Raw genomic sequence first — 15,130 nt, 5'->3', positions numbered from 1 at the left:
CCCTGGACCGGCACTACACTCAGATAGCCTTGAGAGACTCGACTCCAAACAAAACCTTCAAAAATCAGGCGTTTCTCGCTGTCGAACTGGCGTAGGCCTGTGAAGTACACTGAACGAACTAGCGTGGCAGTATCAGTTCGCAGATCAAAATAAGTACACCGGAAACAACGCTTTTCGTGATGATTCTCGCTGAGCTTAGCATCTACAGAAAATTTTTGCAGTTTGCTTATACGGACTTTGGAGAACCGCTCGGACGCATTTCGCCGAAGTTGATTCTTCGGAGGAATGCAGGTGAACCAAATTGGCGATACCGTTCGAAAGCGGTCCTCATTGAGCGGGGCCAGTCGACACCCTCACTGGCCTTGCCATCCCGTAGGACGACCTTTATCGACTTCGTTGCGACGCATCATGGTATATTCTCTTTTGCAACTCGCCTAGTGTCTCATGTCCTGGCGATAGCGACCGGGCGTCATTCCGACGCGGTCGCGAAAGAGATTGGCTAGATGCTGGACGGACGCGAAGCCGGCTCGCGATGCAATGGCTTGTAACGAGAGTTCCGTTTCGGCGAGATCGGTCTTAACACATGCCAGTCGAGTTTGCATGATCGCAGCGGTTGCCGATTTCGCCGCAAGCCAGGGACCACACCGCGCGCTTCACATTCGCCGCGCCCGTCGAGCTGCCGCATGGCGGCGAGTGGACCATCACGCTCGACCACCAGTATGGCACGCAGCATGTGCTGGGGCGCTTCCGGCTCGCACCCGGTGGCAAGTCCGCCGCGCCGCAAGTGCTCGGCGATGAGCACGCCGCCGAACTCTGGAGCGAACTCGCCGCTGAATGGCAATCCACACGCGAGCAGCGCCGCAAAGCCAATACCGTCTTCAAATCGCTCGCCGATGCAGCCACCGCCACTTTGCCGCGAGGCTGGGTCATCGAAGGCGATGGCATGAAGCACGGTTACGTCGAGGACGCGACGCCGCTCATCGCGCTGGAAGGGGATGCGGCCATCGCGCGACTCCTGCCGCGAGGCTGGCACACGCACGCCTTGTCTTCCAAGCTGCCCGGAAGTCTGCGGATGCCGCCGGAGCATCTCGTGCCCGGCAATCTCGTGAGTCTGAAACTCGCGGGCGGTGAGTTCGGCGGTTACCTCGTGATGGATGACCATGCGTTTCAAAATGAAACCGTCACCTTCCTCACCAACACGGAGCCGGAGTGGAAGTCCTTCTCCGATGCGGCACTCAAGAACGGCGTGCAGCAAGTCACCGTCGAGTTTTCCACCTCATCGCTGAACCCCAACTTCCCGCCGCGCACCAGTGTGGCGAAGGGACTCAAAAACAATGACCTCGGCTACGACAAACGCAGCTGGCTCAGCATCACCGGCATCGTCTCGCATGACGCGGGAGGCGCACCGCAGGATGAACTCGACGCCTTCGCCGCGCTCTACACTGGCACACCGCCAAACTCCACCGCTGAAGCCTGGAGCCGCATCTCCACTTGGTTCGGCGATGCGGTGACGCGCTGGTGCGCGGGCAAAACACAGCCAGGCGACCGGGTCATCCTCGATTGGTTGCTTGCGAAAAAATTGCTGCCGAACCAATCACCACGCACTGCCGCGCTGGTGGCCGAGTATCGCCTCGTGGAAGCCGGCATGGCCTTTCCGCGCACCGTGAACAGCATGGACGAACGCGAGACCGCAAGGGCAAGCTATCCCCTCAATGTGCGCGGCAATGTCGATGTGCCCGGAGCGCTCGTGCAGCCCAACTTCCTCCGCATGTTCAGCGGGAAGAACACCGTCGCCGCCAGCGCTGGCAGCGGACGCCTGGAACTCGCGGAATCGCTTTTGCAGCCCGAGCATCCGCTCACCTCGCGCGTTTATGTGAATCGCGTGTGGCAATGGGTCTTCGGCACCGGCCTCGTTGCCACGCCGGATGACTTTGGCCGGCTCGGCGACAAGCCTTCCAATCCTGAACTGCTCGACTGGCTTGGGCGTGAGTTCGTGCGCGAGGGATGGTCCACCACCAAGTCGCTCGTTCGCCGCTTGGTGCTCAGCCAGACGTTTCGGCAGTCCGGCCTCGTGAGTCAGGCCGCACGCGAACGCGACCCCAGCAATCGCCTGCTGCATCACTACCCCACGCGGCGGCTGGAGGCGGAAGGCATTCGCGATGCGCTGCTGGCCGTCTCCGGCAGGCTCGACCCGCAACTTTACGGCCGACCCATCGCACCTCCGCGCAGTGTTGAGGACGACAAAAAGCGCCTCTTCTCCGGTCCGCTCGATGGACTTGGCCGACGCTCGCTCTACCTGCAAATGTCCATCATGGCGCCGCCAGTGTTTCTCACCGCCTTCAATCTGCCGGAGCTCAAGCTGCCCACCGGCAGGCGCGATGTGACCAACGTGCCCACGCAGGCGCTGACCCTGCTCAACGACCCGTTCGTGAGCGCGATGGCGAAGCACTGGGCCGCAAAGCTCCTCCAGGCCCCGCACGCCAAGCCGGAAGACCGCGTGCGTGCGATGTTCGTGCAGGCCTTCGGGCGCGAGCCGCAGGATGATGAGCTGTCACGCTGGAGCGCCGCCGCGCGTGATTTCGCCACTCCCAATGGTGGTGCGCTGATGCAAGACGAAGCAGCGTGGGCGCAGCTCGCCCATGCGTTGTTCAACACCACCGAGTTTCTTTTTTACCGCTGAACCAAAGCCAGACACGCCATGCAAACCTCGCTCCATTCCTCCTGTCACTGCCCCGGCAGCATCGCTCCCGATTTTTCACGGCGCGGCTTTCTTCAGCGCACCTCCGCCGGATTCGGCTGGCTGGCTCTGAGCAGCCTCTTCGCACGAACGGCCAGCGCCGCACCGGGCGCCCATTTCGCGGCGAAGGCGAAGAACATCATCTTTTGCTTCATGGACGGCGGGCCCAGTCATGTGGACACCTTCGACCCGAAACCCATGCTCAAGCAGCACGAAGGCAAAGCCATCGGCGCGAGCGCTGTCTCGAAGCGTGCTCAAGCCAATGCGAACCGCGTCTGGTTTGGCAGCCTGTGGGAATTCAAGCAGCGCGGGGAGAGCGGCCTGTGGGTGAGTGAACTTTTTCCGCATCTCGCGAAAGTGGCGGACCACCTCTGCATCGTGCGCTCCATGGTCGGCGAGTTGCCATTGCACGGGCAGCAGAATCTCTTGCTGCACACCGGACGCATCATCGGCCAGGCTCCGAGTTGCGGTGCCTGGATGTCCTACGGACTTGGCACGGAGAACCACAACCTGCCCGGCTACGTCGTGCTTAACAATGACTGGGTGCCCAACGGCGGACTGGAAAACTTCGGCAGCTCCTTTCTCCCCGCCAGTCATCAGGCCACGATGATGCGGGCCAAGGGCGTGCCCGTGGACAACATCACGCCGAGCGACACCGCCGCCATCCAGCGCCGCAAACTCGCGCTGCTCGCCGGGCAGAACACCGCTTTCGCCGCGCAAAGCTCCGATGCCCAGGCCATCGAGGGCGTCATCGCCAACTACGAGACCGCCTTCCTCATGCAGAGCACCGTGCCCGAGCTGGCCGACATCAGCCGCGAGCCCGAGCACATCCGCAAACTCTACGGCCTCGATTCCACCGATGAGCACCAGCGCTTCTATGCCACGCAAGCTCTGCGTGCGCGGCGACTCGTGGAAGCCGGTGTGCGCTTCGTCGAAATCACCTGCCCGAGTTTCGATGGCAACAACTCCCCGTGGGACCAGCACGGCCAGCTCAAGCGAGACCACGAAAAGAACGCCCGCATCACCGACCAAAGTGTCGCCGCACTCATCACCGACCTCTCGCAGCGCGGCCTGTTGGAAGACACCATCGTCCTCTGGGCCGGAGAAATGGGCCGCACCCCACACACACCGAAAGTCAGCGCCACCGCAGGCCGCGACCACCATGTGAACGGATACTCCATCTTCATGGCTGGCGGCGGATTCAAAGGCGGCACCGCCTTCGGCGAGACCGACGAGTTCGGCAACGCCGTGGTCAGCCAGCCGGTGAACATCCACGACATCCACGCCACCATTCTGCATCAGATGGGCCTCGACCACGAAAAGCTCAACTACCGCCACGGTGGCCGCGACTGGCGGCTCACGGATGTGCATGGACAGGTCATCAAAGAACTCCTCGCGTGAGCTGCAAGCCTGCTTGGGCCACCCTACAACCACCATGAAACCCATCTTCACCGTTGCCTGCATCTTTTTGATTCAACTTCGTCGGCTATCTTCGCTTCGCCCGGCTCTCACCGCCCTGCTGTTCGCACCGCTGGCAACCCGCGCCGACCTCGTTGCCCATTTCCGCTTTGATGACGACCTGAAGGACGTTACCGGTCAACACGATGGTCGGCCGGTCGATCCGAAGCTCGCGCCTTCCTTTGCTCCCGGACGCGTGGGCAACGCGGTGGTGATCGAAAAGGTCAACGCGGGCATCGAGCTGGCGAATCCTTCGGCGATTAATTTCAGCCGCGACTTCACCCTCGCGACCTGGGTCAAGAAAGAAAGGGACATGCATCGCGAACCGATGGCTATTTGGCGTTGCAGTGCATGTCCTAGTACTCTGTGTCCTGATGCATGTCCTAGTACTGATCGCCACCATCTTCCCCCTCTCCAAACGCAGTTTGGGGAGGGTCAGCCAGCGCTAGCATGGCTGGGGAGGGGGCGGACCGCGGCGTTTGATGGCCGATCGACCGCGCCAGCCCTCCCCGGCAATCTCGCTGTAGGCTCGATTGCCGACCCTCCCGGACGCTTCGCTGGGAGGGTTAAGACACAATGCGCTGGTGATCGGCAAGGAAGCCATCGGAAGAGCCATCGGGGGACACCTGTCCTAGAAGTGCAGTGTCCCCAGTTCTCTCGCATTGCAAAGCATGTCCTAGTACTGCCCCTAGTACTGCCCTTGTCAATGATGTCGTTTTCGTGTGAGCAAGCAACCGGGCTGCGCCAAAGTACATTCGTTATTAAAAGACGCTTCAGATGAAAAAAACAAGAGTCCCTAACCATGAAACATGCTCTCATTCTTTTCACCGCCCTGCTGCTCGCGCCGTTGGCCGTGCTCCATACTGCCGATTTCGATTTTGTCTAAGGACGACGATCGACTTGACTAGAATGGCATTCTAGAATATTGTACTAACCGTATGAAAAACCCGTGCATTCGCCAAAACCAAACTTCTCGTCGCCGTCGGGATATCCTTGACGCATCGCTCCGTTGTTTTCTTCGCCATGGCATCGAAGCAACGACCATTGAACATATTCGCGAAGCATCCGGGGCTAGCTCGGGCAGCATCTATCATCACTTTGGAAGCAAACAAACCCTCGCGGTAGAACTCTACGTCGAAGGGCTCGAAGAACTCCGGTCGCTCTATCTTCAGGCGATGGCGAAGCACACATCATTGCGAACTGGGGTCCGCGCAATTCTTCGCTCCTACTTCGATTGGATCGACAAAAATCGCGATTGGGCACTGTATCTTCTTCGCGTAGCCACGGCGGATCTTTCTGCGGATCAGGCCGTCGTCATCGACGAAATCAACCGACGTACAAGCGAGGACTTGGCTGGTTGGTTGCGGCCGTTTCGCGAGCGTGGAGAGATTGCGGCGATGCCCGATGAGCTTTATGCATCGATCGTATTCGGCATGAGCTCGCATTTCGTTCGGCATTGGTTGGTCGGACGACTAAAGCTAGACCTTGCAACGGCATCTAAGCACCTATCGGACGCCGTATTTGCGGGGCTAACGGGAGCTGGAAGCGTTCCGCAAACCGCCGCACGCAAAAGCGTGACACGAACTCGTAGGATCGATCCACAACGACGGGCAAAAAAAACATGACGAGTCGACGCACCAAAGCAGTGGAATCTCAAAGCAATATCGATAGGGATTTATCAACGCGAATCAATCGGCGAACTTTCGCAAGTCAGGCCGCCACTGGCATATCGTTGTCGTTGCCGATGATTCTTTCACCGGCTACTCGAAAGGTATTGGCCGCGCCGGCCCCGAGCGATCGCGTCAACATCGGTGTGATTGGGGTCGGTGACTTTGGTCGTCGACAACACCTTGGCAAGCTGTTGCTCCCTAATCCACGAGTTCAAGTGGTTGCAGTTTGTGATGTCGATCAGCTCCATCGCGAACAAGCGGCGATCGACGTTTTGACTCATTCGAAGCGACGCGTGTCGCAATATAAGGATTTTCGTAATCTGCTCGATCGCAAGGACATTGACGCAGTCGTGATCGCGACTCCCGACCATTGGCACGCTCTCATCGCACTTGCCGCGATCGAGGCCGGCAAAGATGTCTATTGCGAGAAACCTTTGACTTGGTCGATCGATGAGGGGAAGGCGTTGGTCGCGGCCGCGCGTCGTTATGGAACCGTATTTCAAACCGGAAGCCAGCAACGATCGGACCAATACTATTTTCGCCAAGCCCGTGACTTGGTACACCGCGGGGCGATCGGAGACTTACAACGGATCGTGACCCACTTGGGGGCGGGATCTAGCGGGGGAACGATTGTTGCGCCGCAAACACCTCCTGCAAGTCTGGATTGGAATTTTTGGTTGGGACCAGCCCCTTATGTGGATTACACTCCCGAGCGATGCCACTACAGCTTTCGCCGTTTTGCAGATTATTCTGGCGGCAGGCTCACCGACCACGGCGCTCATCAACACGACATTGTGCAATGGATCATCGGCGCCGACGGATCGGGCCCAACTCATGTCGAGGGAACTGGCACTTTCGAGGAGAACGGTCTCTATGACACGCTGTGGAAGTTTGAGGTCAAGTTCGTTTACGGAGCGCACGGTAACGTTGAATTGACGACCACATCTGACCCGTCGCCACACGGCGGAGTCATCGAAATCTATGGTAGCCGCGGACACATTTCCGTTTCGCGACAACGGATCCGCGCGGATGATTCGAGCATCCTGCAAGGCCCGACGGGACCTGAGGAGTACACGTCGCGACTGCACGAGAGCTACGTCGGTCATTACACGAATTGGCTCGACTGTATCCAATCGCGTCAGCGCCCTGTCTGCGATGTCGAAATGGGGCACCGGGGAGCGACGATTTCTCATTTGGCCAACATTGCTGCCCGTTTACAACGTCCGTTGCGGTGGGATCCCGTCCAAGAAAAATTTCCTGATGACGATCCAGCCAATCGTCTTTTGGGACGAGCCATGCGCGGAACGTGGTCGTTGTAATACGCAATTGTGTCTGAGCCAGGAAAGATAATTTTTCGGAGTCGCTGATGACCGATGTGAAACAACTTTTGACGCAAATGGGTTCGGTCGACATGGCGATGAAGTATCGCGCTCATCGCGAGCTCGCCCGTTTAATCGATCGCGAGACCCGTCCCGATCACAGCGAGGAACGCGAGCAATTGGCTACGGAGTTGGCCATGGAATTGGCAGCTACGGTAACTTCCAAGGCACCCCCTACCAATGTTCCGGACAACATAGACACGGTTCAGGTCCCTAAGCATCCTATCGCTGTTCGGCGGTTGATTTGCACTTTCTTGCAACAGATAGCGTCCGACAAGCAGGTACCGATGATTGCGCCGCTACTTAACGAGATCGAGATTCGCGATGAAGTTCGAGGCGTATTGCAACGCATTGGAACAACGGCTGCTGCGCATGAGCTTGTCGGCGCAACCAAGCAGCTTGGTACCGAGTTTCGAATCGGCGTTGCGAATGCGATCGGTGCCATAGGCTCCATATCTACGGGCGAGTCCTTCGACGCGTTGTCCGAATTGGCTATGGACCCGGACACCGAGGTTCGTATGGCTGCTCAACGGGCGCTCAAGAGAATTCGTGTACCGCATGAATGATCAAATTTTAATATCCGTTCATGCCGCGTTCGTCGTTGGGATGATTCCAGCCTGCGTGGCCGAACCGACCCCGGCTTTTCTACGTGACGTTCAGTTGGCTTACGGATGTGCATGGAAAGGTGATTATGTCTGAAATCGAATTGCCGCATTCTGAAACGCCTGTGTCCTTGAAACCCACACCGACTCTCACCACGGTGCTGACACGCCGAAGTTTCCTCACCAGCTCCGCTGTTGCGCTCAGTGGAAGCTTGGCCGCGCCGCTGACGCAAGCACAGATCGCACCAGCGAAGCGCGAGTCTTCCGGCTCACATGAGGTGATGCGCGAGCTGTATCACAGCCTAAACACGGAGCAGCGGAAGGCGGTGTGCTTTGACTGGGACTACCGTGTGGACATCCAATACAACCGCAAGCCGCTCTACTTCGCCGATCCGAAGGGCGTGCTGCTGCGGGCACACATGGCGAATGCCTGGAAGATCACGCCGCAGCTTCTCGCGAGCGATTTTTATTCGGACGCGCAGCGGGCACTGGTGCTGGACGTGATGAAGACGGTGCTCGCTCCCGGCTGGACGGAGAAGCTGCAAAAGCAGGCCGAGGACGACTACGGTGGCACCTGGGGCGAGGATCAGGCCATCGCGTTCTTTGGAGCGCCGGACGAGGAGCACTTCCAGTGTCTGGTGACCGGCTTTCACCTCACCCTGCGCGCGGGCAGCGGGCACGACACGTCCTCGGCCTTCGGCGGTGGCATCGCGCACGGGCATCAGCCGTCGGGCTTTTTTGAAAAGACCGGGCATCCCGACAACATCTGGTGGTATCAATCCAAGCTAGCCAATGCGGTGTATGCTCTGCTGGATGAAAAGCAGCGCAGCCGGGCTCGGGTAAAGGACCAGGTGCCTTGTGGCGTCACCGATCCGGTGGTGATGGCGGACCTCGACCAGCAACTACGCCACCCGACGCCGAAGGAGATCGCGCGAGTGGATGCGTTGCTGCGCAAGACGCTCGACCGCACCACGGTGCGTCCTGGCATCGAGCGCGACGACCGACGTGAGGCGGAAATCCGATTCCGGGGGCCGAAGGGGCCGTTTCCAGGACTGCCGATCGCGGAAATGGGCCGCGAACAGCGGAACGCCGTCGATCAAATGCTCGCCGGGTTCTTGGAGCCGTATCGTGAGGAGTATCGCAGCCAGGTAATGCGCTGTCTCAAGAAGCAAGGCGGCATCGAGGCCTGCAGCATCGCCTACTACGAGCAGTTCGACATGGGAGCGGATGGCGAATGGGATGTGTGGCGCGTAGAGGGACCGGCCTTCGTGTGGTTCTTTCGCGGTGCTCCGCATGTGCATCTCTGGATCCATGTCGCCGATGATCCAACAGCACCCATCAGCTCCTACTTCGGATGAAAAGAACGATGTCTTCCGACGAAACACAAATGAACAGGCTTCCACAGATTTTAGGACATTCGGCTGATCCAATTCGGCTGGCGAAATTCATGGTACTGCTCGCCGCGTTCGCTGCTGGTTCGTTCATCACGCACGCTGCGGAGCCCGGACCGGATTTTACTCGAGAAGTGCGGCCGATTCTTTCGCAGCACTGTTTCACTTGCCACGGGCCGGACGACAAAAGCCGAAAGGCGGGACTGCGCCTGGATGTGCGTGACGCGGCGCTGAAAGGCGGTGATTCGGATGGGGAGGCCATCGTGCCGGGCAAGCCGGACGCAAGTGCGTTGCTGGCCCGCGTGCTGTCGCATGACCCGGACGAGGTAATGCCGCCGCCGACGGAAAAGAAACCGCTGTCGCCGACGCAGGTCGCCACTTTGCGGCGATGGATTTCCTCCGGCGCGGACTACGCCAAGCACTGGGCCTTTGAGCCACCGGTGAAGGCACCGGTGCCAGCGGGCACGCATCCGGTGGATGCGCTGGTGCGAGATAAGTTGCTCGAGGAAAAATTGTCCCCCGCGCCGCAGGCGGAAAGCGCGGTGCTCGCGCGGCGCTTGTATCTCGATGTCATCGGCCTGCCACCATCACCCACGGAGATAGACGAGTTTGAAAAGGCAAACGCCGCCGACTCGAAGGCGGCAATAAGCGAGCTGGTCGAGCGGCTTCTGAAGAACGAGCGCCACGGAGAGAAGTGGGCGCGGCATTGGCTCGATGTGGCGCGCTATTCCGACAGCAACGGCTACGAACGCGACTATCCGCGCGAGCAGTGGGCTTGGCGCGACTGGGTGGTGTGCGCGCTTAACGAGGACATGCCGTATGACCGTTTCGTCATCGAGCAAATCGCCGGCGACCTGCTGCCCAATCACACCCAGGCGCAGATGGTGGCTACCGGGCTCCTACGCAACAGCATGACCAACGAGGAGGGTGCCATCATCCCGGAGCAGTTTCGCATGGAGGAAATGTTCGATCGCATGGATTGCGTGGGCAAGGCGGTGCTTGGGCTGACCATCCAGTGCGCGCAGTGTCATAGCCACAAGTTCGACCCCGTCTCGCACGATGAGTATTTCGGTGTGTTCGCTTTTCTGAACAACACCTTCGAGGCGCGCTCGCCGGTCTTCGAGGCCGAGCAGCAGGAAGAAATCGCCGCCATCCAGGATGGCATCCGCGCGGCGGAGGAACGGCTGCGCGCCGCGCGCCCGAAGTGGCGGGAGGAACTGCGTGCATGGAGCGATGAAGTGCTGAAACAACAACCCGTCTGGACGCCGCTCGACGCGGAGGAACTGTACTCCAGCGACGGCATGACGCATCCGACCAAGGAGCCGGGCAGCTCCATCCTCACGCAGGGTCCGATGAACACCGGTGCGTATACCATCATCGTCGCCGAACCGGAGTTGGCGGGTGTCACCGGACTGTGTCTGGAGGCGTTGCCGCATCGCGACCTGCACTTTGGCGGTCCGGGGCGCGGCGCGCACGGCACCTGGGCCGTGTCCGATTTGAAGGTCAGTGTGCTGAAACCCGGCGCGAAAGACTACGAGGATCTGAAGCTGGTGGAGGCGACCGCGGATTTCTCCATGCCGCAACATCCCGAACCAGCAGAATGGGTCGCGCGCCCCAAAAAATCCGAGGACAATCTCGACGAAACCGTCGCGCAGAAGAAGACCGTTGCGAAGAAAGTCGAGCGTCTCTGCGGCCCGGTTGAATTCCTCATCGACGGCAAGCTGGAGACGAGCTGGCGGGCGGATCGCGGCGCCGGGCGGCGCAACGTACCGTCGGCGGCGGTGGTGCGTTTCGCGCAGGCGTTGCAACTGCCATCAGGAACGAAGATGAAAGTGATGATCCATCTCTCCGGCGGTCAGTGGCCTTACGGAATGCAGTTGGGTCACGTCCGTGTGAGTCTCACGACTGCTCCCGCCCCGCATGCCGCGCCGATGGATCACGCAGCCATCCTGGCGCTGCAGACCCCGGCGGAGCAACGCACGCCCGCAGAGCAGGCGGCCCTCTTTGCAGCCTGGCGCGTGAACGTGCCGGAACTGAAACCCTTCAACGATGAGATCGAAGCGTGGTGGTTGAAGTTTCCCACCGCACCGACCTCCGTGCTGCATCTCAAGGAACGCGACCCGTTTTACCAGCGCGAGACGCGGCTCTTGGATCGCGGTGGTTGGGACAAACCGAAGCACGTCGTCGCGCCGCAGACGCCCGCTGCCTTGCATCCCCTTCCACCGGGAGCAAAGCCCGACCGGCTCACCTTTGCTCGCTGGCTAGTGGACGCGCGATCGCCGCTGGCAGCGCGTGTGGCGGTGAACCGCGTCTGGCAGGCCATCTTCGGCGCGGGACTCGTCGAGACGGCGGAGGATTTCGGCACGCGCGCACCCATGCCGGAACAGCTCGCTCTGTTGGACTGGCTCGCGGTGGATTTCATGGAGCATGGCTGGAGCCAGCGACACCTGCTGCGCACCATCCTCACCAGTGCGACGTATCAACAGAGTTCCCTTGCCACGCCCGCCGCGCTCGAGCGAGATCCTCGCAATCAATTTCTCGCGCGCGGCCCGCGCTTTCGCGTCGATGCCGAAGTCGTGCGTGACCTGGCGCTGGGCATCGCCGGCCTGCTCACGCACCGTAGTGGTGGAGCGCCCACGTATCCGCCCGTGCCTGAGAGCGTGCTGGAAAACAATTATGTGAAGCCGCCCTACTGGAAGCCGTCGCAAGGCCCCGAGCGCTATCTGCGCGCGCTCTATCTCTTCCGCAAGCGCTCCATGCCTGACCCGATGCTCAGCAGCTTTGACGCGCCGAGCAGCGATTTCGCCTGCGCGCGCCGGCTCCGCTCAAACACTGCGCTCGCCGCGCTCACCGGCCTGAACGAACCCATCATGGTCGAGGCTGCGCAGGCGCTCGCCCAGCGCATCCTGCACGAAGGTGGTGGCACAGATGAGCATCGCGCCGCCCACGCCTATCGGCTCTGCGTTTCTCGTAGCATCCGACCGGCGGAGAGAGAGAAGCTACTCACGCTCATCTCCAGCACCCGAGAGCGCATCGCCAACGGCGCACTGAACGCGGATGAAATCATCGCTGACTCCTCCGCTAAACGGCCCGCTGGCATTAACGCGCAGGATGCGGCCGCCTGGACGCTCGCCGCACGCGTGCTGCTGAATCTCGACGAGACGCTGACGAAGAATTGATACCTGAAATCGATAACCCACTATGAACTCTCACCCTTCGGAATTCGGATTTCTCACCCGTCGCTGGTTCCTCCGCGATTGCGGCGTCGGCCTTGCCGGGCTCGCCTTGAATTCGTTGCTCCGGCGCGAGGCATCCGCCGCCGCGACAGCGGAAACTCGAGACCGGCCCGCGCCGCATTTCCCGGCAAAGGCGAAACGGGTCATCTACTTGTTCCAGGCAGGCGCACCCAGTCAGTTCGAGTTGTTCGATCACAAGCCCGAACTTACCAAACGCAGCGGTCAGCTTCCGCCCGCTGAATTGCTCAACGGCTACAAGTCCGCCTTCATCAATCCGAACTCCGCCCTGCTCGGGCCGAAGTTCAACTTCGCCCAGCATGGACAGAGCGGCATGCATGTTAGCGAACTGCTGCCGCACACCGCCGCGGTCGTGGATGAACTGTGCTTCATCCATTCAATGCACACCGAGGCCGTCAATCACGCGCCGGGACAGATCATGATGAATACCGGCTCACAGAATTTTGGGCGGCCGAGCTTCGGCGCCTGGTCGCTGTATGGCCTAGGTAGCGAGAGTGAAAACCTGCCCGGCTACATCGTGCTCGCCAGCGCCAAGGGCACCAGCGGCGGTGCCAGCAATTACGGCTGCGGTTTCCTGCCCACGACCTTTGCCGGCACGCCCCTGCGCGGCACGGGCGATCCGATCCTATATCTCTCCAATCCCAAAGGCGTCGATGCGGCAGCCCAGCGTGCGTCGCTCGATACCTTGCGCGCCCTGAACGACCTCGCGCTTGGCGAGCATCACGATCCCGAGACGGCGGCGCGCATTCACAGTTACGAGATGGCTTACCGCCTGCAAACCAGCGCGCCCGAATTGATGGACCTCGGCGGCGAGCCGCAGCACATCCTCGACCTGTATGGCATCAAGGATATCAAGGAATCTAGCTACGCACGCAACTGCCTCCTCGCGCGCCGCCTGATCGAGCGCGGGGTGCGCTTCGTGCAGCTTTTTCACGAAGCCTGGGACCAGCACAAGGCGCTCACCAAGGAACTGCGGACGAACTGCGCGGCCACCGACCGCGCCAGCGCCGCGCTCGTCGCCGATCTCCAACAGCGCGGCTTGCTTGACGACACCATCGTCATCTGGGGTGGCGAGTTCGGCCGCACGCCCATGGTGCAGGGGGGCGATGACGGACGCGACCACCACAACCGCAGCTTCACGCTGTGGCTCGCCGGCGGCGGCTTCAAACGAGGCCACAGCCACGGCGAGACCGACGACCTCGGCTTCAATGTCGTGCGCGACCCCGTCCACGTGCATGACCTCCACGCCACGCTGCTGCACCAACTCGGCCTCGACCACGAGCGGCTCACCTACCGCTTCCAAGGCCGCGACTTCCGGCTGACCGACGTGCATGGACATATCATCAAGGAGATCCTCGCCTGAATCATGAAACATACCCTCACTCTCCTCACCGCTTTCATCCTCACGCCGCTGGCCACACTCCACGCCGCCGAACCGGTGCGTCTGACGAAGAACGCCGCGACCGGTGGGTTCGATTTCGACACGCCGTTGATGTCGGGCAGCATCGTGACGGAGGGGGCGTATCACGGCATCACGCAGCTCGTGGACAAGCCGTCCGGGAAGCAGGTCAATGATGCTCGTTACTCGTTGCTGAATCTTTTCAAGCTGATGTCGGTCAATCTCGGCATGGGCGCGCCTCGGCTGAACAAGCGCGAGGTGAAAGCCACGGACACGGCGGTGGAGATTTTCTGGCCAGCGACGGAGGACCATCAGGGGGAGATTACCGCGCGCTACACTGTGAGCGGGCCGGACACGATTGACCTGCACCTCACGCTGCGGGCCAGGGGCACTTACGCGGGCTACGAACTGCTGCTGCCGAGCTACTTCGACATGGCGATGGTTCCGCACGTCTATCTACAGCGGCGCTCAAGCGGCGGGAAGTCGCCGGAGGCGGACCTCGTGGTGCCGGAGTTTAGCGAGGTCTTTCGCGGCTGCTCGCTGGTGTTTCCGCGCGATGCGCACGCGGCGCGGCGTCCGCTGGACGGGCGCTGGGAGCGAAGCGAGTTCAAGGCGAACGTCGCCCCTTTCTTCCCGTTGCGGCACTACGCGCAGCCGGCCACATTCATGACGGACCCGGAGAAAAAGCACGCCGTGGTGCTGATGATGAAACGAGCCGCCTGCTCCGCCATCAGCGCTCGCTACTACACACCGCGCGTCGAGGACCGCGCCACGACCTACAGTGCGGTGGATTTCCTCATTTTTGGCGATGACCTTGTGCCCGGCGATGTGCGCACGGCGCAGGTGCGGCTCGTCCTCACGCCACTGGACGAGGCGATGTCCCAGCCGCTCGCGCTTTACGAAAAATTCCTGGCCGAACCCAACTCCGTACCCACTCAAAACCCCTGAAACCATGAATACGAACATCACCACCGCCGAATCCACCCGCCGGGACTTTATCAATCAATCCGCCGCCAGTGCGCTGGCGGGCGGCCTGGCCTTTCCCTCCATCCTTTCCGCCGCGCCGAACACGCAAACGCTGCGCATCGGACTCATCGGTTGCGGGGGTCGAGGCACGGCTGCGGCGATCGAAGCGCTCAAGGCGGATGCGAACAGCGTCGTCGTCGCTCTGGGTGACGTGTTCGAGGATCGTCTCGCCAGCAGTCTTGAGAAACTGCGCCAGCATTCGCCGGAGCGTGTG

General features: G+C 60.9%; 11 protein-coding genes. 10 read left to right on the top strand and 1 reads right to left on the bottom strand.

The genetic code is table 11. The annotated features are described in order from the left end of the window. Window positions 1–434: 434 nt before the first annotated feature. Window positions 435–602: a helix-turn-helix domain-containing protein gene (locus ACIQ2L_RS13895; RefSeq protein ID WP_396159860.1), complete on the bottom strand. Its 168-nt coding sequence runs from the start codon at window positions 600–602 to the stop codon at window positions 435–437. 11 nt (window positions 603–613) lie between these two features. Between ACIQ2L_RS13895 and ACIQ2L_RS13890 the strand changes: the two genes are divergently transcribed. The 10 genes from ACIQ2L_RS13890 to ACIQ2L_RS13845 form a co-directional block, all read left to right on the top strand. Next, window positions 614–2,680 carry a DUF1553 domain-containing protein gene (locus ACIQ2L_RS13890; RefSeq protein ID WP_396159858.1) on the top strand — a complete coding sequence of 689 codons (2,067 nt, stop codon included), beginning with the start codon at window positions 614–616 and terminating at the stop codon, window positions 2,678–2,680. An 18-nt stretch (window positions 2,681–2,698) separates the two neighbouring features. Next, window positions 2,699–4,138 carry a DUF1501 domain-containing protein gene (locus tag ACIQ2L_RS13885; protein WP_396159856.1) on the top strand — a complete coding sequence of 480 codons (1,440 nt, stop codon included), beginning with the start codon at window positions 2,699–2,701 and terminating at the stop codon, window positions 4,136–4,138. A 995-nt stretch (window positions 4,139–5,133) separates the two neighbouring features. Then, window positions 5,134–5,820, top strand: a complete 687-nt coding sequence (locus tag ACIQ2L_RS13880) for a TetR/AcrR family transcriptional regulator (protein WP_396159854.1) — start codon at window positions 5,134–5,136, stop codon at window positions 5,818–5,820. A 20-nt stretch (window positions 5,821–5,840) separates the two neighbouring features. Next, complete coding sequence (locus ACIQ2L_RS13875) at window positions 5,841–7,184, top strand: Gfo/Idh/MocA family protein (protein WP_396159852.1); 1,344 nt, start codon at window positions 5,841–5,843, stop codon at window positions 7,182–7,184. Between the two features lie 47 nt (window positions 7,185–7,231). Further along, window positions 7,232–7,810, top strand: coding sequence for a HEAT repeat domain-containing protein (locus ACIQ2L_RS13870; protein WP_396159850.1), 579 nt, complete (start codon window positions 7,232–7,234; stop codon window positions 7,808–7,810). A gap of 125 nt (window positions 7,811–7,935) precedes the next feature. Then, window positions 7,936–9,204 (top strand): DUF3500 domain-containing protein, encoded by a 1,269-nt coding sequence (locus ACIQ2L_RS13865; RefSeq protein WP_396159848.1) that lies wholly within the window; start codon window positions 7,936–7,938, stop codon window positions 9,202–9,204. Further along, window positions 9,201–12,416 carry a DUF1553 domain-containing protein gene (locus tag ACIQ2L_RS13860; protein ID WP_396159846.1) on the top strand — a complete coding sequence of 1,072 codons (3,216 nt, stop codon included), beginning with the start codon at window positions 9,201–9,203 and terminating at the stop codon, window positions 12,414–12,416. Before ACIQ2L_RS13865 ends, ACIQ2L_RS13860 begins: the two co-directional genes overlap by 4 nt. Before the next feature lie 22 nt (window positions 12,417–12,438). Then, window positions 12,439–13,854 (top strand): DUF1501 domain-containing protein, encoded by a 1,416-nt coding sequence (locus tag ACIQ2L_RS13855; protein ID WP_396159844.1) that lies wholly within the window; start codon window positions 12,439–12,441, stop codon window positions 13,852–13,854. A 3-nt stretch (window positions 13,855–13,857) separates the two neighbouring features. Further along, a complete protein-coding gene (locus ACIQ2L_RS13850; RefSeq protein WP_396159842.1) occupies window positions 13,858–14,838 on the top strand; it encodes a hypothetical protein in 981 nt (326 codons plus the stop codon). Window positions 14,839–14,842: 4 nt separating this feature from the next. Continuing rightward, window positions 14,843–15,130: twin-arginine translocation signal domain-containing protein (locus tag ACIQ2L_RS13845; RefSeq protein WP_396159840.1), on the top strand; the 288-nt coding region annotated here is incomplete at its 3' end.

Origin of the sequence: Flavobacterium sp. (assembly GCF_044369455.1) — a bacterium.
Taxonomy (GTDB): Bacteria; Bacteroidota; Bacteroidia; order Flavobacteriales; family Flavobacteriaceae; genus Flavobacterium.
This window is presented reverse-complemented; position numbering and strand designations above follow the sequence as displayed.

What these genes read in the sequence shown, in the direction of transcription:
- ACIQ2L_RS13885 (WP_396159856.1), top strand. Translation starts at nt 2,699, where the DNA reads ATGCAAACCTCGCTCCATTCCTCCTGTCACTGCCCCGGCAGCATCGCT.
- ACIQ2L_RS13855 (WP_396159844.1), top strand. Translation starts at nt 12,439, where the DNA reads ATGAACTCTCACCCTTCGGAATTCGGATTTCTCACCCGTCGCTGGTTC.
- ACIQ2L_RS13860 (WP_396159846.1), top strand. Translation starts at nt 9,201, where the DNA reads ATGAAAAGAACGATGTCTTCCGACGAAACACAAATGAACAGGCTTCCA.
- ACIQ2L_RS13895 (WP_396159860.1), bottom strand. Translation starts at nt 602, where the DNA reads ATGCAAACTCGACTGGCATGTGTTAAGACCGATCTCGCCGAAACGGAA.
- ACIQ2L_RS13870 (WP_396159850.1), top strand. Translation starts at nt 7,232, where the DNA reads ATGACCGATGTGAAACAACTTTTGACGCAAATGGGTTCGGTCGACATG.
- ACIQ2L_RS13865 (WP_396159848.1), top strand. Translation starts at nt 7,936, where the DNA reads ATGTCTGAAATCGAATTGCCGCATTCTGAAACGCCTGTGTCCTTGAAA.
- ACIQ2L_RS13850 (WP_396159842.1), top strand. Translation starts at nt 13,858, where the DNA reads ATGAAACATACCCTCACTCTCCTCACCGCTTTCATCCTCACGCCGCTG.
- ACIQ2L_RS13880 (WP_396159854.1), top strand. Translation starts at nt 5,134, where the DNA reads ATGAAAAACCCGTGCATTCGCCAAAACCAAACTTCTCGTCGCCGTCGG.